Origin of the sequence: Candidatus Berkiella aquae (assembly GCF_001431295.2) — a bacterium.
In the GTDB taxonomy this organism is placed as follows: Bacteria; Pseudomonadota; Gammaproteobacteria; order Berkiellales; family Berkiellaceae; genus Berkiella; species Berkiella aquae.
Window position 1 is genome coordinate 47,692 of sequence record NZ_LKAJ02000003.1, and the last position, 25,584, is coordinate 73,275.

Sequence of the window (25,584 nt, forward strand, 5' to 3'; positions counted from 1 at the left end):
GAAATTTGAATTGGCCAAGATATTCGCGATGCAATAGCAGAATTTTAGCAAACTAGGGATCAGCAATTGCGTGTATATGCTGCACAAAATTTAATTAGGCAAGTCCCTAATAGGGAACTGCCTAATTATTGGATTTATGGAAAAATAACCATAATAATCAATATGTTATATTTATAATGAAGAGGTGGGTGTTAATTGTCTTGATTTCATATTGTACTGTTTTGTACTTATGAAGTACAATTGTACAATATAGGTACAAAACGGTCTAAAATTATTTCCGGGGGAGGAATAGATGTCGCTAGATCCATGGCATTTTCCAAGAAACATACTTGCGGAACAAGTTCTGGGTATGTTTGAGTCAGGGATTTCTAGCGCTTTAGTCTTTTTTGCTCCTAGGCGTATGGGCAAAACAGAATTTTTGTGTAAAGACATCACACCCTTAGCAGAAAAACGTAAATGGCGTGTTTTTTATTTTAGCTTTCTTGATGTCGGAAAATCAGCTTCAACAGATTTCACAAGAGCATTAATTAACCTTGCCAAAGATCAAGGTGCGTTGAGCAAAGCTGGTGGATTGCTTAAACGAGTAAGCAAAATTAGCGGAGAAGCAGGTGGGATAAAAGCTGATTTAGAGTTACGTGAGCCAGAACAAGCTCAAGAAAGCTTAAAAGATGTAATATCTCAATTGTCTAAGAAACAAAAGCTTCTTCTCTTAATGGATGAAGTACAAACACTAGCTCAAGATCCTGCTAATGCTAATTTTATAGCGTCATTTAGAACAGTGTTGGATCTAAATAAAAGTAACGTGAAAGTGATTTTTACTGGTTCTTCACAAGAAGGCTTACGAAGAATGTTTTCGCAAGCAAAAGCCCCATTTTTTCATTTTGGGCAAAATTTGCCTTTTCCGGAGCTAGAACGGGATTTTACAGACCATCTTTCGCAAATGTTTCATGTTGCTACAAAGCGACAAATTGATAAAGATGAATTATGGAAGGCATTTATTGAGATGCAAAGGGTCCCTCAACTAGCGCGAGCACTAGTTGAACGAATGGCTTTAAATCCAAATTTACCAATAAAAGAGGCCAAAGAACAATTACTATCCCAAGTTTTTGAGGATAGCGCTTTTATCAATATTTGGGAAAAATGTAGCGCTTTAGAAAGGATAATCCTTAAAGAACTAGCTGTTGGTGAAGGTGGTTTGTTTAGCTCAGAAACAATAAAGGGGCTTGAAAAGAAACTTGGTGTGACTGATCTTAAATTGTCTTCAGTTCAATCAAGCGTGCGTGTACTTAGCAGAAAAGGGTTGATAGGCAGAACCCCAGAGCAAAGAGGATATTATATTGATGATCCCAATTTTAAAAATTGGCTACTTCAACATAAATAATAATCAATATGATGAAAAATTGATTGATATCCATTTGTTATTTTAAATACATAAAGAAAAATACAATAAATACTGTTTGTAAAATGCGCAAAAGCATCAATTTTAAATATATTATCCATATATTGCTTCTTGAAAGAGGAGAGAGGGTAATTCCTCAAGCAGTACGATGGACTATATTCCGATTAAATCTAAGAAATCATGGAAAAATAGATTCTTAAGTTATCACTCACAGCACATCCAGAAAAATATTCAGCGCTATGAAGAAGAGGTGTTAACCGATTTAAAGAGCAGCTCTGCTGCTTCAATTAAACGGTTACAGTCAGCTCCCTTTTGGGAAGATTTAAAAGTGCTTTCTCCTAATAAAGATGAGGTAGATGAGATCCATGAATTATGGAAAAAAATTAAGCCATTAGCTCATCTTAATACAAAGCAATTGTTAGTTTTATTGCAGCAGAAAGTGCTACCACTTGAACAAGAATATAAAAAGGCAATCCGTGTATTAGAGAATGAAAAGCTCTCAATAGAGGGCAATGATTTTTGGCCGTCGCATTGGTTTCACCCTGCAATCGATCAACAAATAGAAAAGATTCGAAAAAATCAAGAACGTTTGACTAATTTAAAAACTGCCATATTTGAAGGGTTATTATGGCGATGCCAGGCACATTCAATTTTAAACTCGGTGCCACATGTTGATGATATTGTTTCGGCGATATGTATCAAAATCAATAAACTTGAATTACTCAAGCATCCTTTTGATATTCCGCAACCTTATTCATCAACGTTAAACGATGATAGGCGTTTAGCTATTTACGATTATTTAGAAGCATCAACAGTTGATAAAGATGAATTACAAACAGCAGTACTTTCACCACTTACTAAGCAAGGCCATGCAGCTTTTAAAACAGCCGCTCAGGTTAAGAAGGATCTTGAGGAAATAAGAAAGTTTAACAAGAGGGTAATAAAAGCATTATCTGATAATGGTATAAATAATTTTCTGTTTCCATCATGGTTTAAAAAGATTGTGCCGTCAATCGTTAAAAGGACAACTAAAAATATCTTACAAGCAGCAAAAGAAGGATTAGAAACTTTTGGTTTAGTTTCATTTGCCGCCAAGCTATGGAGCTTGCGCTATCTATTTTATCTTGCTTTAACGCTCATTAGTTATCATTATTTAATGATTATCTTACAACCAGTAGGCCTGATAATTGGCGCAACTGCTTTCGCGATGCTGAGCAGCGTTCTGTTTTATACTTTTGCCCTTTCACCAGTTTGGATCTTTGGTTGGATGATGCTTACTACATTCAAACAAAGTGTAGTGGATTATATTACCCATTGGAAACGCGAGGAATTATATCAGGCATTAGATACGTTAGTCTCGATCCAAGAATTTATGGCGAATCACTTGAGTCAAGTGATAGTTGATATTTCGCATTTTGATATAAAGTATTTGAGTGAACAATCAAAAATTCATTTTGATCATCTGGGCGAATTTAAATCAAAGTTGAATCAAACCTTCACTGGACAAAAGATATTTGGTCGGGGAAACTTTAATCTACAGTTGGATGCTGTCAAAGCAAAAATTGATACTCAAGAAAAGCAATTAAAAACCCATTTAAAACAAGTTGCTAATCATATTGCTTTGCGGGTAGGGGATGATATTGAATTATTAGAAAAATCTGCATCAAAAGACAAGCTGGTTCCTACAATACCGCATTCACAATTGGCTAAACTAAAGGAGTTTGTCGCTGCCTATGGTGATGAACTAGCTGTCCATCAGTTTGAACAAAATGCGAACCCTATTCATAAGTGGTTTAGCAAAATTGAGCGTTGTAGTCGGGTGAATAATGATATTGAGTATTCATTTAAACAACCTTGGGGCGGCCACGAACTACGAAAAGACTACTTAAAAGGATGGCAGTCTATTTTACGCGGTTATCTCTTAAAAAAGGAAACTCGACAAGGTGCATTACATATAAACGAATTGCTTGAAGGGAAAATATACCCAACATTAGATCAGGTTAAGGAATGGATAAAGCAGCTTGAAATAGGGGGTAAGGGCGATTTATTACTTCGAAAAGTACAATCTCATATTTTCAAAACCCTTAATTCTAATAACCATATTAATGCAAGATTATTACATCAAAGTCACAAAGAGTTGGTTTCACAATGGTATCGTTGTCACAAAGTGCAGATAAAACGCGCTGAAGAGAAAATTAACTGTATTTTTAAGATTCACAAGGATGATCAGCTTTTGCAAAAGCTTGATGAAATTGGCGATGAAGTCCTGAGCGATATTTACGAATTACTCGATGGGGCAGATGTATATAGTTATTCTTCTAAACAATATAAGACCATAACCCAACGAAAGAATTTAGCTCGTCAATTTTTTGAAAACTATGAAGGTGACTCTTCGCGTGCGATACGGCTCCTTAGATTTCTTCCTGAGGAACAAAAAAGCGAAGTGTTGATAGGAGTTGCCAAAAAGCGGTTAACGTGGCTTCTAGCGCATCTGGATAAGCTTAAAGACCCTTCAAAGCCTTTTGACGATGCTGATATCGAGCTTTTCCATGATTATCGCTTGCTTGAAGCGTCAGAGAAATTTGAATTTAACTCCTTTGTTAGTCAATCAGAATACTTTAATAATCCCTGGGATCCCAAAGTTGAGCGTTTTTTGGATGCTAGTCGCCGCAATGGACTTGATACAGGCAAGCTTGTAAGAGATTACAAGGACAAGAATCACAAAATTAAGCCTTTCATTCTTCATCAGCACAGTAGCAAGAAAGCGGCTATATGCCGCAAAGAGGCCGAAAATTTATCAAATCCATCAAAAAGAGGTGGTATTTATGTTGGACATTAAAATTTTATGTAAAAAGATCGACAAAACGTTCTTGGCTGTGTTGGATGAAAACCCCATGGCAGCGGCTTTTATGCTCGCCAATTTGTATCGATCAATGGATCATGTTAGCGAAGATAAGTTGGTTTTAGCAAAAACGACCTTAACTGATACTAAAAAAAGTCTAAGACCAAAACATATTCAGACTTTATGGGAAACTATTACATCTATTCCCAGTAAACGATTGAATTTGATGGACAATAGCCATAAGCGGGGTATCCGTCGCCTTAAGCATGAAATGATTCGTGATTTTGCCTTTTTCAAACATATTGACGCTGATGATCTTGTTGCCCAAGGGCAAAAATCCGAATTCTATCGCGAAGTGCTAGTTGCATTGATTCGAAAACATCTTCATGAAAATAAACTTAAAGATCCATTTGAGAAAGGATCATTTAGCTATAAGCTGCTGAACGAGGGTGGTTCAGAGCAAAATTCTCGTTATCTAACCAGGTATATCAAGGATTGTGAGTCTTTCCCCATTAATAATATCGTACTTTTAGGAGGCAAGAATCATGAGATTGCGGAATTTATTTTAATCGATCTTAAATCAAGCAATATAAGATTCGAAATTGGTAGTCACTTTGTTCATAAACACCCAAGTCTAAGAAAAGATGTTGCTAAAGATTGGCAAGATTTCTTTGATACTCTTCCTTTAAATTCAAGAGAAGCTAAATTTATCAAAGAAGAACTACCAAAATTGAAGCAAAGATTTGATGAATTTAAGGGTATTGAAACGGATAGGAGGGCAAGAAGAGATAATCAAATTGCGCCTAAAGTTGACAATTGGGCAGCATTTAGAACTATTTTCACAAAAAGCTTCGGCTTAGGTTTCATAGTAGCTCTTCCAGCTAAACCAATCACGATGCCCATATTTTTAGGATACGGGGCTTACAATTTGTATTGCATTTTATCTCATAAGCCAAATCAAACACAAAGGCCAACTGCTGATTTACAGCAAACTAAAAGGCTTGGAAACTAATAATATTTGTAAATAAACGGTATATACGGCTAGAAATGACTAAGCTCAAAATGACATATAACGAACCGCATGGTTTACAAATAAAATTTCAAGATATCTAAATTTTTATGATTCCATACATCCCGAAATTTCTGCAAATTCTGCAAAATTAGCACCCATTTTTGCTTCTCATTTTATTTACCCTATCTCTTGAACCACATCCTTTAGAGCACCATTTGACATGCGAGTGTAGTGGTCAAGTAATTTTGGACACTGTGTTAGAGAAAGCTTACCCAGCAGCTTGTTCGCAAGCTGCTGGTGTAAGGTAATTATTGTAACTATGAACTCTATTCCAGTTGTAATACTGTGCAACATAACGGAGTATGTCGCTTTTAGCATATTCAATGCTTTCATAACCAGTTGATGGGAACCATTCAGATTTTAAGCTTCTAAAAAATCGTTCCATTGGAGAATTATCCCAGCAATTACCACGCCTACTCATACTTTGTACCATGCGATATTGCCAAAGTCGTTGCCGAAAGCTCAGACTAGTATATTGACAGCCTTGGTCTGAATGAAAGAGAACTCCCGCTGGCCGTCCACGACTTTCGTAAGCCATATCTAACGCTCTTTTGGTGAGTTCTGAATCTGCTTGCTTTGACAAGCTCCAGCCAACAACTCTTCTTGCATAAAGATCTAATACCACAGCCAGATATATCCATTGTTTACCTGCCCATATAAATGTTACATCACTGCACCATACTTGATTGGGTTTGTGAACTTTAAATTCTTGTTTGAGTAAATTCGGCGCTATTAAAGCTTCTTGTCTTATTGGTTTATACCGGTGCGCTCCTGGTTGCTTGCTCACAAGACCAATTTCTTTCATTAATTTTCTGATTTTATAGCGGCCAACTGAAACATTCTCGAATTGTAACCGTTTTGATATTGTTCTTGAGCCTGCAGAACCTCGACTTTTAGAATGTATATCAACAACTTTTGCTTTTAGCATTTCTCGTTCAAAGCAGGGAGCTCGCTTTTTCGCTACTCTCTGATAATTATAGCTGCTACGATTAATCCCAAACACAGAACATAATTCTGTAACTGGGTATTGCTCCCTTAACTTATCAATTACAGTCACTGATTCAGAGAATCTGACATTAAGAGAGCTGTAGCCTTTTTTAATATTTCTTTTTCTCGCTCTATTTTTCTAATTTTAGCTTCGAGTTCTTGAATCCTGCGTTGCTCAGCCGTTAAGGCTGTGCCTTTTGCAGGCGTTATACCTTTACGCTCCTGCCGAAGTTGGCTCACCCAGCGTTCCATTGTTGATAAACCCACACCCACCGCTTTGCAGGCTTCTTTGGTGCTATAACCTTCATCTAAAACCAAGCTGGCTGAATTATTCTTAAAATCAGGCGTAAATACTCGTCTTCCCATTTTTATACCTCATGATTTAGCACGCTATTTTAACATCTTTTTGCGTGTCCAAAATCATTAGACCACTACAGTATAGCGACCAAGGGTTTAGAAAAAGAAGCAGGGATAAAAAGTGCCACCGTGGACGCATGCTTATTGCAATGGGAACAGGGAAGGGAGCGATTAAACAAAAACGATGTGTTAGTAATTGATGAAGCTGGCATGCTTGGCACAGATAAGATGAATAAACTATTAGGGCACGCCAATAGTGAAGGTGCCAAAGTCATCTTAGTGCACGATCCAGAGCAGTTCGGCGCCATCGAAGCGGGCGCCCCTTCACGGGCGATAGCTAGACGATTTGGAGAAGCCGAATTAACCGAAGTGGTTCGTCAGCGAAACCCAGAAATGAGCCGTGCGACTTATGAATTTGCGACCCAGCAAACTGAAAGAGCTTTAACCCGTTATGAGAAACTGGGCGCACTCAATATGACCGCTGCGGATGAGCCAATTGCTAGGCGAATGATGGTAGAGGTCTGGGCCAGTGAGCGGTTGGAAGGCAAATCACAATTAATGCTGGCCTATACAAATGATAGCGTTCAGGCTTTAAATCAGGCTGCCAGAGAAGTTCGAATTGCTGCTGGTGAAATAGAAGAGGGGAGGGCGTTTACAGTAGCCAAAGGTCAGCGCTGCTTTGCTAAGGGGGATGATGTTTATTTTCTGAAGAACGACAAGCACCTGGGGGTTCAAAACGGTGCACTTGGGAAGATTCAGTCCATTGAGGGAAGTCATTTTCAGATCAAGGCTAATGATGATGGCCGGGTCATAGGATTAGATATCAGGCATTATAATCATCTAGACCACGGTTATGCTGCGACCATTTATAAAGCCCAAGGTGTCACTGTTAATAATGCTTATGTATTGGCTTCAAACTATTTTGATCGCCACTCTACCTATGTTGCTTGTACACGGCATAAAGACAAGCTTATGGTGTTTGGCGACCAAAAAGAGTTTAAAAACCGAGACATGATGATGAAAACATTAAGTCGAGAGTGCTCAAAGAGCATGGCAGTAGACTATGCCCAGGCTAGATGGATTAAGCCCCAAAACAAACAGGACCTAAAATTAAACACTAATCAAATTTCACAGAAACAATTAGCACAGGAAAGACTTGAGATAAAAAATCTCAAATCATATTTTCCCAGCAAGGAATTTTCTTTTGCTTGGGCCTATGAACGCTTTAGAGGGTGGTTACAAGGGGTTATTCAATTAAGCGATAAGCGCCAAATGCTGTGTTTAACTAAAAATAATAATATGAAATTGGTGCCATATCATTCGCAGCTAGAAAATTTTCTTGGAAAAGAGGTGAATATTTTGCTTGATAAGAAAGGGGGTATTAATAAATGCTCTGTTATAGATAAAATTGATGGTATATCGAAGCAACATGATGTCTTAGATGGGGGGGTGACAAAAACACAACAATATAATTTGATTGATCTGAAAATTGAAGATTATGTTTTATCTGGTAAAGCTTTCATTGATAATGATCTTGAAATTTAAGAAGTCTCTTTGATTATATCCTCAAGCGATGCATTAGTTTATTTACCATTTAGGGCTCAGAGAAATTTTATTAAAATGAAGAAGCTGAAATTCGAAGCGCATAACGTTGCCATACCAAATAAATCGCAGGAAGTACAATAAGGGCCAATAGCGTTGCGGTAATCATCCCCCCAACCATGGGGGCAGCAATTCTGCGCATAACTTCTGATCCCGTACCACCGATGAGCATAATGGGTAATAGACCACCAATAATGGCTAATGCAGTCATCATAATGGGCCTAAGGCGCAATAAAGCTCCTTCAGTAATGGCCGCTTGAATATCTTCAAGGGTACATTCCCTTTTTTCTTCCTCCACAAGGGCTAAACGTTTTTTAAGTGCTTGATGCAGATAAATGAGTTTCACAACCATAATTTCAGCGGCAATTCCAGCAAGCGCAATGAAACCCACTCCGGCGGCAACGGATAGGTGATAACCTAAAATGTAGAGAAGCCAAATTCCACCAATTAGCGCAAAGGGTACCGCTGACACAATGAGTATAACCTCAGAAAATCTTCGGAAATTTAAATAAAGCAGTAAAATAATGATTGCTAATGTGAAGGGAGCCACTAAAGCCAAGCGTTCTTTTGCACGCTCCAAATATTCGTATTGGCCTGACCAAATTAAGGAATAGCCCGCAGGAAATTTTATTTTCTGTTGTATTTTTTGTTGTGCTTCACTTACATAAGAAGCGATATCACGATCCGCAATATCAACATATATCCACCCATTAAGCCTCGCGTTTTCACTTTTAATCGTATCCGGTCCTTCCTGAATACTGATTCGCGCCACTTCACTCAAAGGGATCGTTGCTCCGGTAGAGGTGATTATCGGAAGTACTCTCAGTTCCTCTAATGAATCACGAATTTCTCGAGGGTAGCGAATATTAATAGGATAACGTTCTCTACCTTCTATAGTTTGAGCGATATCCATTCCACCCACCGCAATTTCGATTATTTTTTGAACGTCTTCAATATTAAGACCATATCTGGCTATTTTCAGGCGGTCAATTTCAACATTAATGTAGCGGGCGCTTGCTACACGTTCCGCAAAAGCTGAAACAGTGCCAGGTATACCTTTAAGCAGATCTTCAACTTGCTTGCCCAGGGACTGAATGACGTTTAAATTAGGGCCTGCAATTTTTAAACCCACAGGAGTTTTTATTCCTGTGGCCAACATATCAATTCTAGTTCGAATGGGCATAACCCACGCATTAGATAAACCAGGCAGCTTAACGCGCTCTTCTAACTCCGCACGTAGCTTATCGATTGTCATACCTTTACGCCATTCACTTTTAGGCTTGAATTGAATCGTGGTCTCAATCATCCATAAAGGGGCAGGATCTGTTGCAGTTTCTGCACGTCCAATCTTGCCGAATACAGTTTTTACTTCAGGGACAGTTGCAATCAGCTTATCTGTCTGCTGCAAAATTTGTTGGGCTTTTCCAATGGATATACCGGGAAAAGTAGTTGGCATATACAAGAGATCACCTTCATCCATTTCGGGCATAAATTCCCCACCGAGATGCAACAGAGGCCAACAACCGATTATGAGCAATATGACGGCAATCCCCAAGACCATTTTGGGAAACTTTAAAACGGTTTGTAGTATAGGTCTGTATACTGTGGCCAATGCCTTATTGAGAGGGGTTGATTGTTCAGGTTTAATCTTGCCTTTAATTAAATAACCCATTAGAACAGGTACTAACGTTATTGACAGAATGGCTGCTCCTGCCATAGCGTAAGTTTTAGTATACGCAAGAGGTATAAACAAACGACCTTCTTGTGCCTGCAATGTAAAAACTGGTAAGAAGCTTACAGTGACAATAAGCAAAGAAAAGAACAGGGCAGGGCCTACCTCTATGGCTGATTGTTGTATGATTTCCCACCTATCTTGAATTTGTTTCTCATGCTCAAGATGTTTGTGTGCATTTTCAATCATGACGATGGCTGCATCTACCATCACGCCAATCGCGATGGCAATTCCGCCCAAGGACATGATATTGGCGTTTATTCCCTGCAAATGCATAATAATTAGCGCAATCAAAATACCCATAGGAAGGCTAATGACAACGACTAAGGAAGATCGAAGATGAAAAAGAAAAATCATGCAAATTAACGAAACAACAACAAATTCTTCAATTAATTTGTCATATAAAGTTGCTACGGCGCGTTGAATAAGATTTGCACGGTCATAAGTCTCGACAATTTCGACTCCTTTTGGAAGACTTGATTTAATTTCATTCAAACGTTTTTTTACGTTTTGAATAGTCTCCATAGCGTTTTGGCCATAACGCATCACAATAATACCGCCAACGACTTCACCTTGCCCGTTTAACTCAGCAATGCCACGACGGATTTGAGGGCCAAGCTGCACGGTAGCAACGTCTTTCAATAGAATTGGAACCCCATTTTTATTTAAGCTAATAGGAAGTTGCTCGATGTCCCTTATTGATTTTAAATAACCTTCAGAGCGTACAAAATATTCTGCCTCGCCCATTTCTATGGATGAGCCGCCTACTTCTTGGTTGCCTTTTTGTACGGCGTCGGTGACTTGCTGTAAAGTTAAATTGAAAGCACGCAATCTATTTGGATCTAAGGAAATCTGATACTGGCGTACCATACCACCTATTGGAGCCACTTCTGCTACTCCAGGAATTTTCTGAAGTTCATATTTTAAAAACCAATCTTGGATGCTTCTCAGCTGTGATAAGTCATGTTTGCCTGTTCGATCGACAAGCGCGTATTCATAAACCCAACCCACTCCCGTTGCGTCGGGTCCCAAGGACGCACGAGCATTAGCTGGCAGTTTACTTGACGCTTGATTGAGATACTCGAGCACCCGAGATCGCGCCCAATAAAGATCAGTCCCATCCTTGAAGATGACATATACAAAAGAATCACCGAAGCTGGACTCACCTCTCACTGTTACCGCGCCTGGAACTGATAACATCGCGGAAGTAATAGGAAAAGTGACTTGATCTTCGACTACTTGCGGGGCTTGACCGGGAAATGTAGTACGGATAATGACCTGCACATCAGATAAATCCGGTATAGCATCCACTGCCGTGTTCTTAATCGCATATATACCGGCCAATAGTATCAAAAAACTAACAAGCAACACCAAATGGCGATTCTTTATCGACCATTTAATGGTACTTTCGATCATTGGCTTTTCCCATGATGCGTTTGTTCAAGCTGGATAATCGCAAATTCTTGTTCGGATTTCTTTTCTAAAACAAAATTTACGTGCTCTCCAGACTTGAAGTCTTTTAGGTTGATTTTATCTGAAACCTCAAAATCCATGGACATGGCTGGCATATTTATCTCAGCAATTGCTTCATGTTTGAGTGTGATTAGATGCTTTTCATCATCAATTTTTTCTATGATCCCAATCCCTTTAATTTGGACTGCCTCACCTTCGATTCGTTGAATGCTGGTTCTTAAATTGGCTTCAGAATCAATTAGAAACTGCCCTGATGTTACAACTTGTTCGTCTTTGCCTAATCCCGATAAAATTTCAACCCGTTCGTTCGTTTCTATACCGGTATTTACTTTGCGAACTTGAAAACGTCCTTCTCCTAATGCGACGATGACATGATTCCCCTGGCTACTACGAATTAAAGCTTCAATAGGAATATTGAGAGTATCGGTCTTTGGATCGATAAATAAAGTAATATTAGCGTACATGTTTGGTTTCAATTCATTTTTGGGATTATCGAAGAGAAACCTGATTTTTAAAGTGCGGGTATTAGGATCCAGCTCAGGGTAGATATATTCGACTTTGCCTTTCCAAGTTTTTTCAGGGAATGCAGGTAATTTTGCATTAGCCTCCTGTCCTTGTGATACCCATCCCGCTTGTTGTTCATATATTTGAGCAATAATCCATATGCTCGATAAATCTACTAAGCTCATTAATTCCGTATCTGGTGTAACTCGCATCCCTTCTCGCACATTCAGCTTCTCAATAAACCCATCTTGAGGCGACAAGATATCGATCAATTGATCTGCTTTTTTTGTTTTTTGGACTCGATCAATTTGTTCATCCGTTATTTTGAAAGATTGAAGCTTATGCCGCGCACCTTCAATCAATTCTTTATTCCCGCCCTCGAGCGCAAGCAAGAATTCTCTTTGAGCGCTGATGAGAATCGGGGAATATAATTGAACAAGCAGCTGGCCTTTAGTTACCTTTTCCCCATTTGCTTTAACGGTGAGATTTCTTATCCAACCTTCGGCATAGGTATGAACATGATGAATTTTATTTTCATTTGGTTCGACAGATCCTATCGTTTCAATTTGCCTAGTTAAAGGTCCTTTTTCAACCTTAGCTGTTCGCACACCAAGATTTTGGATTAAAGTAGGGGAAATCTTAATAGTATTGGCCTCTGCCTTGGTTTCAGGTTCAGAAAAAACAGGAACTAAATCCATATTCATTCGAGACTTGCCAGGTCCTGGATAGTGGATTTGAGGCTCCATGGGATCTATCCAATACAGTGGCTTTTTAGTTGCCACTTGTGTTGGCGCGTTGGGGGACCATAGGTTTAAATACGGACCTAAAAATATACCCAGTAAAACGGCAGCAATAATTACCAAGGCCAGTAGCACTTTTTTCATCAAAAGTACCTTTCAACACAGTTATTTACGGTGATTATGTGATTTGCCAATACATGCTCCAAATTAGATTTAGTATAATCCAATTTTAGTATAGATAAGTTCAGTTAAATAACAAAATTGCATGGGTTAGCAGTACTTCTTCAGGCAACACCGCTTCATTGAATTGTTAATATACTCAGAATCTAGTTTAGATTTGGCGTTGATTTACCAATGAAGCTGAGAGTGAAATGCTACCGTGTTACTTAGGCGAAAATTTATCTTTAAGCAGCTTGGCATGAGAATCTCGAGCAAGGCCAGTGCCTTTTTTAAGCGTTTTATTTAAAACTTTATAAATTGCTGGAAGTACGAGTAGTGTTAATAAGGTTGATGAAATGATTCCACCTATGACAACAGTTGCAAGAGGCTTTTGAACTTCTGAACCGGCACCTATATTTATTGCCATAGGCAGAAAACCCAAACTCGCGACTAATGCAGTGGTAAGAATTGCTCTTGTTCTGGTCAATGCGCCTTCAATTATAGCGTCATCAAGCATTTTTCCTTCGTTTTGTAGTTTTTTTATGAATGCAATCATGACTAGACCATTTAATACTGCAACACCTGAAAGTGCAATAAACCCAACGCCTGCGGAAATGGAAAATGGCATACCTCTGAGCCAAAGACCAGCCACCCCGCCCGTTAAGGCAAGTGGAACGCCCGTAAAAATAATAAGTGCAGTTAAGGCAGAGTTGAAAGCAACAAATAACAAAATAAATACAGACAATAATGCAATAGGTACAACAATCATTAATCGTTCCTGAGCGGATATTAGCTGTTGGAATGTGCCACCATAATCAATCCAATAACCTGTGGGCAATTTAATTTTAGATTCTGTGAGTGCTTGTACTTCTTTTACGAAACTACCTAAGTCTCTATCTCGTACATTTGCTGAAATAATAATTTTTCGTTTGCCATTTTCTCTGCTTATTTGATTTGGACCATATGTTACATCAATATCTGCGACTTCTTTTAATGGGATTCGATCAGGCTGTTCATTTTTAGTTTTTGACGGTAAAGGAATAGATAAAAGTTTCAAAGCATTAAGATCTGATCTTAAGTAATCAGGCAGCCTAACAACCAAGTCAAATCGCTTATCGCCTTCGAATATTTTTCCAGCAACTTGGCCATTCATTGCTGTACTTACAACATCTTGAATAGTGGCTATATCTATTCCGTATTGTTTTAGAGCAATCGGATTAGGAACAATATTAAGAAGAGGCAAACCCGTTGTTTGCTCTATCTTAACATCTTTTGCGCCTGGGGTAAGTTTGAGTAAAGCTTCTACATCTTTAGCAAGTTGCAAAAGTTCATCAGTATCATCTCCAAAAATCTTTACTGCTAAATCGCTTCTGACGCCAGAAATAAGCTCATTAAAACGCATTTGAATTGGTTGTGAAAATTCATAATTATTTCCAGGAACATTTTTTAGAACACCTTCCATTTCCCTAATTAGCTGCTCTTTTGATTTTTTTGGATCGGGCCATTCATTTCTTGGCTTTAGCATCACGTAGGTATCCGCAACACTAGGTGGCATTGGATCAGTCGCAATATCGGCTGTTCCAATTTTCCCAAAAATTTCCTTCACTTCCGGTATGGACTTGATGGCCAATTCGACATTTGCCTGCATTTCAACTGATTGAGATAGGCTCGTTCCAGGAATTCTCATAGCATGTAAAGCGATGTCACCTTCTTCTAAGTTGGGCATAAACTCTCTGCCCAAGCTTAAAAATCCAAAAACACTAATTATAAAAATAATGACTGATGCTAGAATAACACTCAGCGGACGTTTCAAAGACCAATGTAAAGCTGGCGAATATAGTTTCTTGAAACTTTTAATAATAATATTTTCTTCTTCACTGACACGTCCTGTCATAAACAAAGCAATGCTTGCAGGGACAAAAGTAAGGCATAAAATGAGAGATGATAATAAAGCCATGACAACTGTGAATGCCATAGGATGAAACATCTTGCCTTCAATTCCTGTTAGAGAAAATATCGGTATATAGACCACTGTAATAATGATGATGCCAAATATACTTGGTTTAATTACTTCCGCAGTAGCAGATGAAACTAGATCAAATCGTTGTTGTTTGCTAAGAGGTGCGCCACTGTCCTTTTGTGCGATACTTAATCGACGTATACAATTTTCAACGATAATAACTGCACCATCAACAATGAGACCAAAATCTAATGCACCAAGGCTCATAAGGTTACCTGATACTTTATTTGCTACCATGCCAGTAATTGTCATAAGCATTGAAATTGGAATAATCGCTGCAGTAATTAATGCTGCTCTAAAATTCCCTAATAACAAAGATAAAATAACAATGACGAGTATTGCACCTTCAACTAGGTTTTTGGTGACTGTTCCAATCGTTTTGTCTACTAAGATAGTACGGTTATAAACTTCCTTTGCGATAACACCATCAGGTAAATTTCGATTAATTTGTTTAAGTTTTTCGGCCACTTCAGTTGAGACTTCTTTGCTATTCTCGCCGATAAGCATCATTACAGTACCAAGAACAATCTCCTGTCCGTTTTGAGTTGCAGCTCCAGTTCTTAGAGGATATCCTAGTTCAACGGTGGCAATATCTTTTATTTTGATAGTGATCTCTTCCCGATTGTCAATCGAAACATTCTCAATTCCATCAATATTCTTTACTTGCCCAGGAACACGTATGAGATACTGTTCGCCATTTTTTTCAATATACCCAGCGCCCACATTACTGTTATTTTTTTCCAATGCGCTGATGACATCTGATATTGTTAAATCGTAAGACAATAACTTGTTGAGATCCGGTAAAATATGTAATTGCTTCTCATATCCACCGATAGTATTTACTTCAATGACGCCTTTAACGTTACGTAACTGGGGACGAATTACCCAATCTTGAAGTGTTCGTAAATCCATAGGAGTATATGGCTTTCCATCAGCGTTTTTAGCATTCGGCAATGCTTCAACAACATACATAAATATTTCACCAAGGCCTGTTGAAATAGGGCCTAGTGTAGGTTCAATGCCAGTAGGTAATTCATTTTTGAGCTGTTGTAGTCTTTCAGTAATAAGTTGCCGAGCGAAATAGATATCCGTTTTTTCTTTAAAGACTACGGTGACTTGAGAAAGACCATAGCGTGAGATTGAACGAGTGTATTCAAGTTTAGGCAAGCCTGCTAAGGCAGTCTCAACAGGAAAAGTAATTCGTTGTTCAACTTCTAAGGGCGAATATCCTTGTGCCGCAGTATTCACTTGAACTTGAATATTCGTTATATCAGGAACCGCATCAATAGGGAATTGATTAAATTTATATATACCTAAGGCTGATAAACCTAAGATGCCAAGTAGTACTAACCAGCGGTGTATAATCGAAAAATGTAAAATTGAATTCAGCATAAATATAATTCTTTAATGATCATGGGTTGCCCCACCTTTTTCTAGCTCTGCTTTGATTATGAAGCTATTTTTGGTGACATAACTAGTTCCAGGTTTAATGCCACTGATAACTTCCACCCATTCACCATCATTTTTTCCCAACTCTAACATCCTAACTTCATATTCATCCCCGTATTGAGCGAATACCACAGTAAAATCTCTAAATTTTTGCAATGCAGAGGTTTTTACTGCTACAGGGACCTCCTCTTTTGAAACGAGCACATCTCCTTTTATGGTAGTTCCAGCTTTCCATAAATTATCACTATTAGTTAATTCAGCAATTGCAAAAGTCGACTGAGTGGCTTCATCAACGATAGGCGATAAAAAATTAATGGTGGAATTAGCGCTGTGCTTCTTATCTAATGTTTGAACTGTTACAGGGTTTCCTAGTTTTATTCTCGATATGTCTTTTGGAAAGGCATGAAACTTGAGCCAAATGGTCGACAAGTCAGAGATAGTTACCAATGGTTTATCCATTGTCAAATCACCTATATTCGTATTGCGAGCAATAACGATACCATCTTGAGGTGAATTGATATTATAGAGTTCCAAAGTGCCATTACTTTCTACTTTAAGAAGGGATTGATCTTTTTTCACGGGCTGACCAACATTTGCAAACAGCTCTTTTACTACACCTGGAAATCGCGCTCTGACATCCACCGTTTTATTTGCATTAAGCACAACTTGACCTGTCAAGCTTACAACTTCATTAATATAAATCGGACCAGCTTTTTCTGTTTCAATCCCAGCAGCTTTAGCTGCTGACGGTGAAATTTTGACTCGACCTTCATAAGAAGGATAATTCCAAAGATAATCGACACCCTTATAGGTGGCTTTAATTTCAACATCAAATGAATGCGGCTCTACAACCGTCTTGTCACTACTGAGATAGTCTTGAGAAGGCGTAAAATCGAAATTATCCACTTCGCCATCAATTCGTTTTAAAGCTATATTCAATTTTACATCGCTAGGGTTGATAGGGATGTTTTTATCATATAAATATATTCTAAATTGTGGTGGGGTATTCGTTTCATAAATGGTTACTTCTGCTGCCAAATTATCTTTTTTGAGTAACTTGCCATTATGAGGGCCACGTTCGGATTCGTGTTTGAGTGAAGTGGTGTCAGTGGTCTCTGCTGCGAATGAAGAGCTAATAAATCTAAATGCATGTTCGGTTGGATAAAAATACAGGTTACCCGCAAAATGACATATTAATAATGCAGTCAAGTATTTTCTTTTAAGCATAATTAACGTCCTTGTCATTTTCAACAGTTACTATTCTTGGCTTATCTAACTTAACTATAGAATAGATATCAATAATAATTGAAGAAATCGTTATTTATGGCTATGGATGTGATGAATATCAGGATAATGAGGATGTGAATGTCTTATCGGTCGATGCTTGTGGACGTGAGTATGTGGTTCATTTAAATCATCAAGTAATTGTTCGTGTTATAGTAAGAACACCCCGATTGATGAACCCAGGTAAAATAGACCGGCAAGTAACCATGGTTGAATTTCGGTAAGCAGGATTTTAGCAAATGGCATACTCGAGCCAAATAGGATAGCTGCCAAAATGGCATATAAAAACCCGGAATTCTTTTGTATAGATGGCATGTTAGAAATGCTTTTTAAAAAGGGTTTAATAAATATTAGCTTAGTTTGTGGTAGCGAGCGTATGTTTTAAACAAACTCATATTTGAAAACCATCTTACCTTGATGATTGATCACAATATTATTCATTGGAAAGTTTAGAACAAAAAAACCTAGACTCCGAAATCCATTCTTTGTAACATGCATAACATATTTTTTTTGAATTACTATTTATCATATAACATGCTAATTTGTTAAAAGTGTAATTCGCTAAATTCGCTAAATTTGAGGAAGCAATGTATGAAATATGGATATTTAACAATTCGTTCAATGATTTTTTCTTTTTTAACGCTATTTTTGTGTCAATACTCTATAAGCGCTCATGCGCATGAAAGTCATGCTCACCCGCTAGAAAAGCAAGAAATTATTGATAAAGCTAACAAAGTTATAGAGATGGCAATAGATCAGAAAAAACTAGAACCCACATGGAAAGATGCCAAAATGGTCGAGGCCAAAGTGTTAGAAGAAAAAGGTGGGCAATGGCTAGTTCAGTATAATAATCCTAGCGTTAACGCCGAGAATAAAAATCTATTTATTTTCTTTTCGCTAGACGGGAAGTATGCTGCTATGAATCACACTGGTAAATAGGAAAAAATATGCTCAATATTCCTTTTCCACTTCACCCTGTTTTTGTTCATTTTACTGTGGCTTTAAGCTTTACTTCATTTGGCGCTTATGTACTTGCCTATCTTTTGCCGCATGGCAAACTAAAAAATGATTTAAGTGTCTCAGCTGTGTGGATGTTATCTTTTTGTTTTTTGGCAAGCCTGTTAACTATCGCTTTTGGGTTTCTGGAATTTAATACAGTTAAGCATGATATGTTGGTCCACATGCCAATGTTAGACCATAGAAATTGGGCGCTTGCTACTGCTCTTGCTTTATTAGGCTGTACGATATTCGCGTTGAGAGGATACTTTAAAAATAAAATTCATAGCGCCCCACTTACAGTTGGTTTTTTTGTTTTGGTTGGTATGGTAGGTACTACAGCCTATAAAGGTGGAGAACTCGTTTATCATTATGGTTTAGCAGTTAAATCAAATACTGAATTAAGAGAGTTAAAACAAAATGAACAAAAGCAGCAACAAGAAAATATTTTTCAACCCAATGCTGAAATTTCAAAATGAAAAATATATATCCTATTTTAATATTGACGGTATGTTGGTCTTTAACCGCGATGGCAGAACAAATCAGTGGATTTGAGCAGCCCGACGATCCAAATGTTTGTGTTCCAACTATATCTTACCATTCACCGTTTCAAAATTACCAACCACAAGGTCCCATAAAACTTCAATCGTGGTTTAAAGCAAACGAATCAGTGACAAATCAACCTATGGATCATACGCAACATATGAATATGCCGATGGGCGACACTGCCGCACCATCTAAAGCTGATTCACATTCAAATCATCAAATGAAAGGAAGTGAATAAAACATTATGGGGCACCTGGATCGATACTTTAAAATTCCAATCATTTTAACAATTTTACCCCATTTATTTTTAAGCGGTTGCAGTACATTTTCCAAGGATGGTGGCTTCAACGAAGTTAGTTCATTTGTTACTGATCGACTACATCAACAACCGGTTTGGCTGCGTACAGATGAAGAAAGGGCTCAGCATCAACAAGCTGTTAACGCTATCTTATGTGAAACTTTATCTGTAGACGAAGCAGTTCGTGTTGCATTTATCAATAACCCGTCATTGCAAAAATCGCTGACTGAATTAGGCATTGCAGAAGCAGAGTTGGTGCAAGCAGGTAGGGTTCGTAATCCTGGTATTTCTTATACAAAGCTATCACCTGTCAGTGGTGAATATGATATAGAGCGCAGGATTTTATTTGATGTGATGAGTCTTTTAACAATGCCTATGCGTTCTGCCATTGAAAAACAATATTTTCAACAGGCTAAATTGCAAGCTGCTATAGATATAATGGATATCGCAGCAAAAACAAGAAAAGCCTATTATTCAGCAGTTGCTGCAGAGCAGATGGTGAAATATTTAGAAAAGGTGAACCAAGCATCGCAAGCCAGTGCTCAATTAGCATTACGTATGGCTGAGGTTGGGAATTGGAGTCGTTTGCAACAAGCAAGAGAACAAGCCTTTTACACGGAAACAACATTGCAACTTGCTGATGCAAAATTGGTAGCTTTGCAAGAACGAGAGCATTTAACGCGCTTAATGGGGCTTTGGGGGGAGCAGATTAATTATAAGCTTCCAGAGCGCTTACCAGATTTGCCTTTATCAGTTGTCGAATCACATGAGCTTGAGAAACAAGCTCTTATGTCACGTCTTGATGTGCAAGCCATAAGGCATGAAATTGAGAGTAAATGCAAAGCTTTAGGATTAACCAAAGCAACCCGTTTTATCGATGTCTTTGATTTAGGTTACGTGCGTAATAGTTCAGATGAGGAACCTCATCAAACTGGGTATGAAATAAGTTTAGAAATCCCCTTATTTGATTGGGGTGATGCAAAAGTCGCAAAAGCACAGCAAATTTACATGCAATCCGTATGGCATTTAAGAGAAATCGCAATCAATGCACGCTCTGAAGTACGTGAGGCTTATCAGGTGTATCGTGTTCATTATGATAAAGCAAAATTTTATAGAGATGATGTGGTTACCTTAAGAAAGCTGATACTTGATGAAAGTTTACTGCGTTATAATGGCATGTTAATAAGCACTTTTGAATTGCTTGCTGATGAACGCGAACAAATTATGAGTGTGAATGCTTATATAGAAACTTTGCGTGATTTTTGGCTTGCAGAAACAGATTTACAAACTGCCCTGATGGTTAAATCACCTCATAGTGCAGTGGATTAAGAGGATAAAATGGTTTCAAGTCGTAGACGAGATTTTATAAAAAATGCAGCAAAAGGAGCAGTCGGGTTAGGCGTTGCTTTTGCCGCAACCTCCGTCAGCAGAGTTGCTCTTGCTGCTTTACCTGAAATAGCAACTGTTAATGGTCCAAAAACATTACCTCCAGCGCTTCCTGATAGTGGCCGCCCTTTTCATCCTGTTGTGACGTTAAACGGTTGGTCATTACCTTGGCGCATTAAAAATGGCTGGAAGGAATTTCATTTAGTTGCAGAGCCTGTGATACGGGAATTTGCTCCTGGAATGAAAACGCACTTATGGGGTTACAATGGCCAGTCACCTGGGCCTACTATAGAAGTTGTAGAGGGCGATAAGGTGCGCATTTTTGTGACTAATCGACTCCCTGAGCACACGACTATCCACTGGCATGGGCAGCCGCTGCCTAATGGTATGGACGGGGTAGGGGGCTTGAACCAGCCTCAAATCAAGCCAGGTAAAACTTTTGTGTATGAATTTGAAGCTATGCGAAGTGGAACCTTCATGTATCATCCGCATGCTGATGAAATGGTTCAAATGGCCATGGGCATGATGGGATTTTGGGTAACGCATCCCAAAGATCCAGATTTTATGAAAGTTGACCGTGATTTCTGTTTTCTGCTGTCATCTTATGATATTGATCCTGGCAGCTATACTCCTAAAATCGCTACTATGACCGATTTTAATTTATGGTCTTTTAATAGTCGCGTTTTCCCCGGTATTGATCCCCTGGTTTGTCGACAAAATGATCGTGTGCGAATTCGCGTTGGTAATTTAACAATGACAAACCATCCTATTCATTTACATGGAATGGAATTTGTTGTTGCAGGTACTGATGGTGGCTGGATTAGGCCTGAAGCGCGTTGGCCTGAAGTCACAACAGATATAGCTGTTGGGCAAATGCGAGCTATAGAATTTGATGCATATTTACCTGGAGACTGGGCATTTCATTGCCATAAATCACATCATACCATGAATGCAATGGGTCATGATGTGCCTACGATGATTGGTGTTGATACGAAAGATATTAACAATAAAATAAAAAATCTTATTCCAGACTATATGTCAATGGGCGAAAATGGTATGGCTAGCATGGGTGAGATGCAAATGCCTTTGCCAAAAAATACACTTCCGATGATGACCGGCAATGGTCAATTTGGGCCTATAGAAATGGGCGGGATGTTTACCGTAGTTAAAGTACGTGAAAATCAGAAACCAGGCGACTATAGTGATCCTGGTTGGTATCAAAACCCTAAAGGAACTGTGGCTTATGAGTGGACAGGAAGCGTCGATAAACCACATCGAGCTCATACTGACACTAAAATGCCAAATAGCATGGAGCTAAAAGTACGTAAACCACATTCGCATAAACATAAATGCGAATGATTGACCTGATCACTTAATAGAATGTCATAAACTTAGTATCGATTAGGAGGCGTGTATTACCCAGTAAAAATTATGATACATTTGCAACATGCTATTTAACTTACCTAATCGTGTGTAGAGTGTTTACTATAAAAGTTCAAATACTGTAAATAGATCCGATTTGTTACAACAACACAATACAAACTGTTGTTGCCTATAAATGCAATGATAACTTTAACTTTCGTAAATCAATTATTTAAGACATAGATTGTTTAAACGAGTACTTATACTTTTAAAATGTAACTTTAAACTTGAAAGGGGTAAAAAAATGCATAATGGAAAGACAATTACTTTGCTAGTGCTCGTTAGCTTGGGACTAGGTGCGCATGCTGTGAATGGAATGGATTACCAAGGAATGGATAAACCAGATCATAAAGTGATGACCGTTCAAAAAGAAATGAAAGAGATGGATAAAAAAATGATGGATGCTATGGGGGACAAAGATAAAATGTATGATAAACGTTTTATGGAATTAATGATTTCACATCATGAGGGTGGAATTAAAATGGCTAAGGATGCAATAAATAACTCAGAAAGGAGCGAAATAAAGGATATGGCTAAAAAAATAATTGAAACTCAAAAGAAAGAAATAAACCAAATGGAAGGGTGGAAGAAGTCTTGGTATCAGGAATAATCCTAAACTTTTATGGGGGCCGCGAAAGGGATTGCTTGCTTTGCGGCTGCCTAATCATTTAAAGCTCAGGGATAGGCCTATATCAGTATGTTTTTAAAAAATTTTAAATGGCGCCCACCCAACCCCGTTAATTTTACGCTCACTAGATATAAATAACTCAACTGATCTTAACTAAGTTTATCAACTTTAGTCGGTAAGTACATAGGAATATCGCGCCTCTGCTGGATAAGTCTCATCAGAAGTCCGCTTACTAGGAATAACTTGTCGCGCATGTCGGGGTCACCGCGTTTGTCTATGGGAATGCTGGGGCCATATCTACAAATAATTGTTGCGCAAAACACAAAACAACATATGAGTGCCCAAACTCAATGTGTGACTTTTGTACGCCGACAATTATGTTTGCTATGATTCATTTACATATTCCTTAACCCTGTCCCAATCGTAACCTTACTTCTGGTACTCTAATATACTGATTTGTATAAATTTTCACCCTATTGTGTCCCACAGAATTGTTGCGACAGTGTCTCAAGATTTGAAATAAGGTTTGAAAAGGTATTTCACATTAAAATACGCGCATCAAATGAATCATCTAAAAAGCTGAGCACACAACGGTTTACTGCAACCCCTGCCTAACGACATAGACGGAGTATGGCTTAAATCAGCCTCAAATCAACTCAGGTAAAACTTTTGTGTATGAATTTGAAGCTATGCAAAGTGGAAGCTTCATGTATCATCCACATCCAATGGTAGGCATCCCAAAGATCCTAATAAAATCAGAAACCAGGAGACTAAAGTAATTCTCGTTGGTATCAAACCCTAAAGGTACGGTGGCTTATGAATGGACAGGAAGCATTGATAAGCCACATCGAGCTCATTTAGATTTTAAAAAGCAAAATGATGTGGAACTAAAAGTCCGTAAACCCCTTTCTCATAAACATGAATGAAGTTTACTGAGTCTATGCTTTTAGTGTTTTGCCATTTTTTTGCAAGATTCAGCGCATTCCCAGCAAATTTTGGCACATTCCTTCATCAAGTCATCATCTTTACCTATTTTTTCACAATCCTCAGCACAATTTTTACAGGCTTGAGCACAAACATCGCAAGTTTTAGGATGTAAATTTGAGGTTCGTAGCATAAAATCTGCGCTAGTTTGGCAGATTTGAGCACAATCAAGCAGGATATTAATGTGCTTTGGATCTGAATGTTCATTGCCTTTTTTTAAACAATGATTAATGGTCTCCGTGCATTTAGTATGGCATTCTAAACAGTTGTCAATGCAGCTGCGAATTTCGCTGCTTACTTGGTGTGGCATATATTATCTCCTTCTTTGGTAGATAGTCACATAAAGATAGCATACTTAAAGAAGTATATTTTATTACCATTATAAAAATATACAGGGAAAACTCACTTGAATGTTATTTTAACTTTGCAAAAAAATCGCATTGTTGCTTAAATTAATAAATCTGTTTTCATTTAGAATTTGGGAACAATTTTGAGGGTTATAAGATGATGATGGAGCATATGGGTCATTATATAGGGTTCGGGCTAGGAATTTTATTAACTATTATTGTAGGAGTAATAATTGTAAAAGTAATGAAAAAGTAAGGCTTTTACTATATCGATTAACAATAAAAATTTTAACCTATTTTTTCTAAATGAAACTAATTTCTCTTGCGCAACCCATAAATCAGGCAAGTAGTACCAGGATTTTGTTAAATATGTGGGATGAGTTTAGAGCCTGAAAAAGTAGCTTCTTTGATAAAAGAAGATGATGAATTGATTGATATGAATCGTAGATTTTGGATTGCAGCGTTTTTATCTCTTCCTTTACTAATTATAAGTATGATCATTTTTTGGATGAAAAATGGCAGAATTACATTGTAATGCAACCTTTTTTTAATTGGGCTTAATTTAGTTGTCGACACCAGTAGTATTGTGATGTAGCTTACCATTTTTTTACCTGCTTGGTCTTCTTTACAAAATCGTAGTCTACACATGTTCACATTGATCGCACTATGCGTCGGTATTGTTTATGGTTATAGTTATAGTGTTATTGTAATGCTGATGTCTAACATATTAATGGAGTAGATTAATAGGGGGAAAAGTAATTGAAGTTATTTTAAACCTGCTGCCCTTATTACCTATTAGTTTTACTTGGTCAGGTACTAGAGCTCAGGGATAGATCACGTTCAAATATGCATAGAACGACAATTCCTCTTCCTGAAGTTTAAGTTGGCGATATGTTAAAAGTTCGACCTGGTGAAAAGTTACTGTCGATGGTGTGCTCACCGGGGAGAGCAGTGTTGAACAATCGATTATTACGCGTGAATCTGTTCCCGTGGAAAAGTATGGGTTAATTCCTCTCTAGTAGCAATCACGATATTAGTGATTGCCGTGGCCGTTAGAGCGTTGATGCCCTGAATAATGCTCATCATAGTCGTGATTTATAAAATCATAACGTTGGTGTTTATAATGATTTAAATCATATCCGTACCATTCATTCCAATTGTTGCGACCATCACGATTCTCGTGGGTGGCATGGTGTCCATTATGATGACCGCCGCCGCCACCATGGTTTCCTGCGTCATGTCCACCGTGTGGCCCCCCATATGCGACAGAAGAGAGAGCAAATCCTAGCACCAATAATACATTTAATAAAATTGTTTTTAAAACCATAAAACCTCCCTTTATAAAAGCAAAGGTATT

18 protein-coding genes and 1 pseudogene are annotated in these 25,584 nt (G+C 38.1%); 12 read left to right on the forward strand and 7 right to left on the reverse strand.

Annotated elements, in window-relative coordinates; translation table 11 throughout:
• The first annotated feature begins 292 nt into the window (after nt 1–292).
• The 3 genes from HT99x_RS15665 (at nt 293) to HT99x_RS15675 (ending at nt 5,253) form a co-directional block, all read left to right on the forward strand.
• The gene (locus HT99x_RS15665) at nt 293–1,381 is read left to right on the forward strand and encodes an ATP-binding protein (protein WP_075067423.1); all 1,089 of its coding nucleotides are present in this window, start codon (nt 293–295) and stop codon (nt 1,379–1,381) included.
• Nucleotides 1,382–1,988: 607 nt separating this feature from the next.
• Nucleotides 1,989–4,238 (forward strand): hypothetical protein, encoded by a 2,250-nt coding sequence (locus tag HT99x_RS15670; RefSeq protein ID WP_139016646.1) that lies wholly within the window; start codon nt 1,989–1,991, stop codon nt 4,236–4,238.
• Nucleotides 4,225–5,253, forward strand: a complete 1,029-nt coding sequence (locus HT99x_RS15675) for a hypothetical protein (RefSeq protein ID WP_075067425.1) — start codon at nt 4,225–4,227, stop codon at nt 5,251–5,253. Before HT99x_RS15670 ends, HT99x_RS15675 begins: the two co-directional genes overlap by 14 nt.
• 268 nt (nt 5,254–5,521) lie before the next feature.
• On the opposite strand, the gene HT99x_RS15680 is transcribed toward HT99x_RS15675, so the two are convergent.
• A protein-coding gene (locus HT99x_RS15680; protein ID WP_164468483.1) for an IS3 family transposase occupies nt 5,522–6,666 on the reverse strand; the annotation gives its coding sequence in 2 pieces (ribosomal slippage) (nt 5,522–6,414 and nt 6,414–6,666; 1,146 coding nt in all).
• Between the two features lie 72 nt (nt 6,667–6,738).
• On the opposite strand from HT99x_RS15680, the gene HT99x_RS15685 reads away from it, so the two are divergent.
• On the forward strand, nt 6,739–8,202 hold the full coding sequence (locus HT99x_RS15685) for an AAA family ATPase (RefSeq protein ID WP_083482979.1): 1,464 nt from the start codon (nt 6,739–6,741) through the stop codon (nt 8,200–8,202).
• A gap of 70 nt (nt 8,203–8,272) precedes the next feature.
• Here the strand turns inward: HT99x_RS15685 and HT99x_RS15690 are convergent, their stop codons facing one another.
• From HT99x_RS15690 to HT99x_RS15705, 4 genes are all read right to left on the reverse strand, one after another.
• A complete protein-coding gene (locus HT99x_RS15690; RefSeq protein ID WP_075067427.1) occupies nt 8,273–11,407 on the reverse strand; it encodes a CusA/CzcA family heavy metal efflux RND transporter in 3,135 nt (1,044 codons plus the stop codon).
• Entirely contained in the window at nt 11,404–12,852 is a 1,449-nt protein-coding gene (locus HT99x_RS15695) for an efflux RND transporter periplasmic adaptor subunit (protein WP_075067428.1), read from the reverse strand. The genes HT99x_RS15690 and HT99x_RS15695 overlap by 4 nt, the downstream gene beginning before the upstream one ends.
• Before the next feature lie 238 nt (nt 12,853–13,090).
• Nucleotides 13,091–16,279, reverse strand: coding sequence for a CusA/CzcA family heavy metal efflux RND transporter (locus HT99x_RS15700; protein ID WP_075067429.1), 3,189 nt, complete (start codon nt 16,277–16,279; stop codon nt 13,091–13,093).
• A 12-nt stretch (nt 16,280–16,291) separates the two neighbouring features.
• Entirely contained in the window at nt 16,292–17,563 is a 1,272-nt protein-coding gene (locus HT99x_RS15705) for an efflux RND transporter periplasmic adaptor subunit (RefSeq protein WP_075067430.1), read from the reverse strand.
• Nucleotides 17,564–17,697: 134 nt separating this feature from the next.
• Between HT99x_RS15705 and HT99x_RS15710 the strand changes: the two genes are divergently transcribed.
• The 8 genes and pseudogenes from HT99x_RS15710 to HT99x_RS16060 form a co-directional block, all read left to right on the forward strand.
• Entirely contained in the window at nt 17,698–17,844 is a 147-nt protein-coding gene (locus HT99x_RS15710; RefSeq protein ID WP_158003421.1) for a hypothetical protein, read from the forward strand.
• Nucleotides 17,845–18,211: 367 nt separating this feature from the next.
• Nucleotides 18,212–18,559: a DUF6488 family protein gene (locus HT99x_RS15715; protein ID WP_075067431.1), complete on the forward strand. Its 348-nt coding sequence runs from the start codon at nt 18,212–18,214 to the stop codon at nt 18,557–18,559.
• Nucleotides 18,560–18,567: 8 nt separating this feature from the next.
• Complete coding sequence (locus HT99x_RS15720; protein WP_075067432.1) at nt 18,568–19,095, forward strand: DUF2231 domain-containing protein; 528 nt, start codon at nt 18,568–18,570, stop codon at nt 19,093–19,095.
• Nucleotides 19,092–19,400 (forward strand): hypothetical protein, encoded by a 309-nt coding sequence (locus HT99x_RS15725; protein WP_075067433.1) that lies wholly within the window; start codon nt 19,092–19,094, stop codon nt 19,398–19,400. The genes HT99x_RS15720 and HT99x_RS15725 overlap by 4 nt, the downstream gene beginning before the upstream one ends.
• Before the next feature lie 6 nt (nt 19,401–19,406).
• Nucleotides 19,407–20,789: a TolC family protein gene (locus HT99x_RS15730; RefSeq protein ID WP_075067434.1), complete on the forward strand. Its 1,383-nt coding sequence runs from the start codon at nt 19,407–19,409 to the stop codon at nt 20,787–20,789.
• 9 nt (nt 20,790–20,798) lie between these two features.
• Nucleotides 20,799–22,205, forward strand: a complete 1,407-nt coding sequence (locus HT99x_RS15735) for a multicopper oxidase domain-containing protein (protein ID WP_075067435.1) — start codon at nt 20,799–20,801, stop codon at nt 22,203–22,205.
• A gap of 307 nt (nt 22,206–22,512) precedes the next feature.
• Complete coding sequence (locus HT99x_RS15740; RefSeq protein WP_235528488.1) at nt 22,513–22,878, forward strand: DUF305 domain-containing protein; 366 nt, start codon at nt 22,513–22,515, stop codon at nt 22,876–22,878.
• A gap of 619 nt (nt 22,879–23,497) precedes the next feature.
• Nucleotides 23,498–23,618: pseudogene (locus HT99x_RS16060) on the forward strand (multicopper oxidase domain-containing protein); the annotation flags it as partial.
• 224 nt (nt 23,619–23,842) lie between these two features.
• Here the strand turns inward: HT99x_RS16060 and HT99x_RS15745 are convergent.
• Both HT99x_RS15745 and HT99x_RS15750 read right to left on the reverse strand, forming a co-directional pair.
• Complete coding sequence (locus HT99x_RS15745) at nt 23,843–24,190, reverse strand: four-helix bundle copper-binding protein (RefSeq protein ID WP_075067436.1); 348 nt, start codon at nt 24,188–24,190, stop codon at nt 23,843–23,845.
• Nucleotides 24,191–25,260: 1,070 nt separating this feature from the next.
• On the reverse strand, nt 25,261–25,554 hold the full coding sequence (locus HT99x_RS15750) for a hypothetical protein (RefSeq protein WP_075067437.1): 294 nt from the start codon (nt 25,552–25,554) through the stop codon (nt 25,261–25,263).
• Between the last annotated feature and the right edge of the window lie 30 nt (nt 25,555–25,584).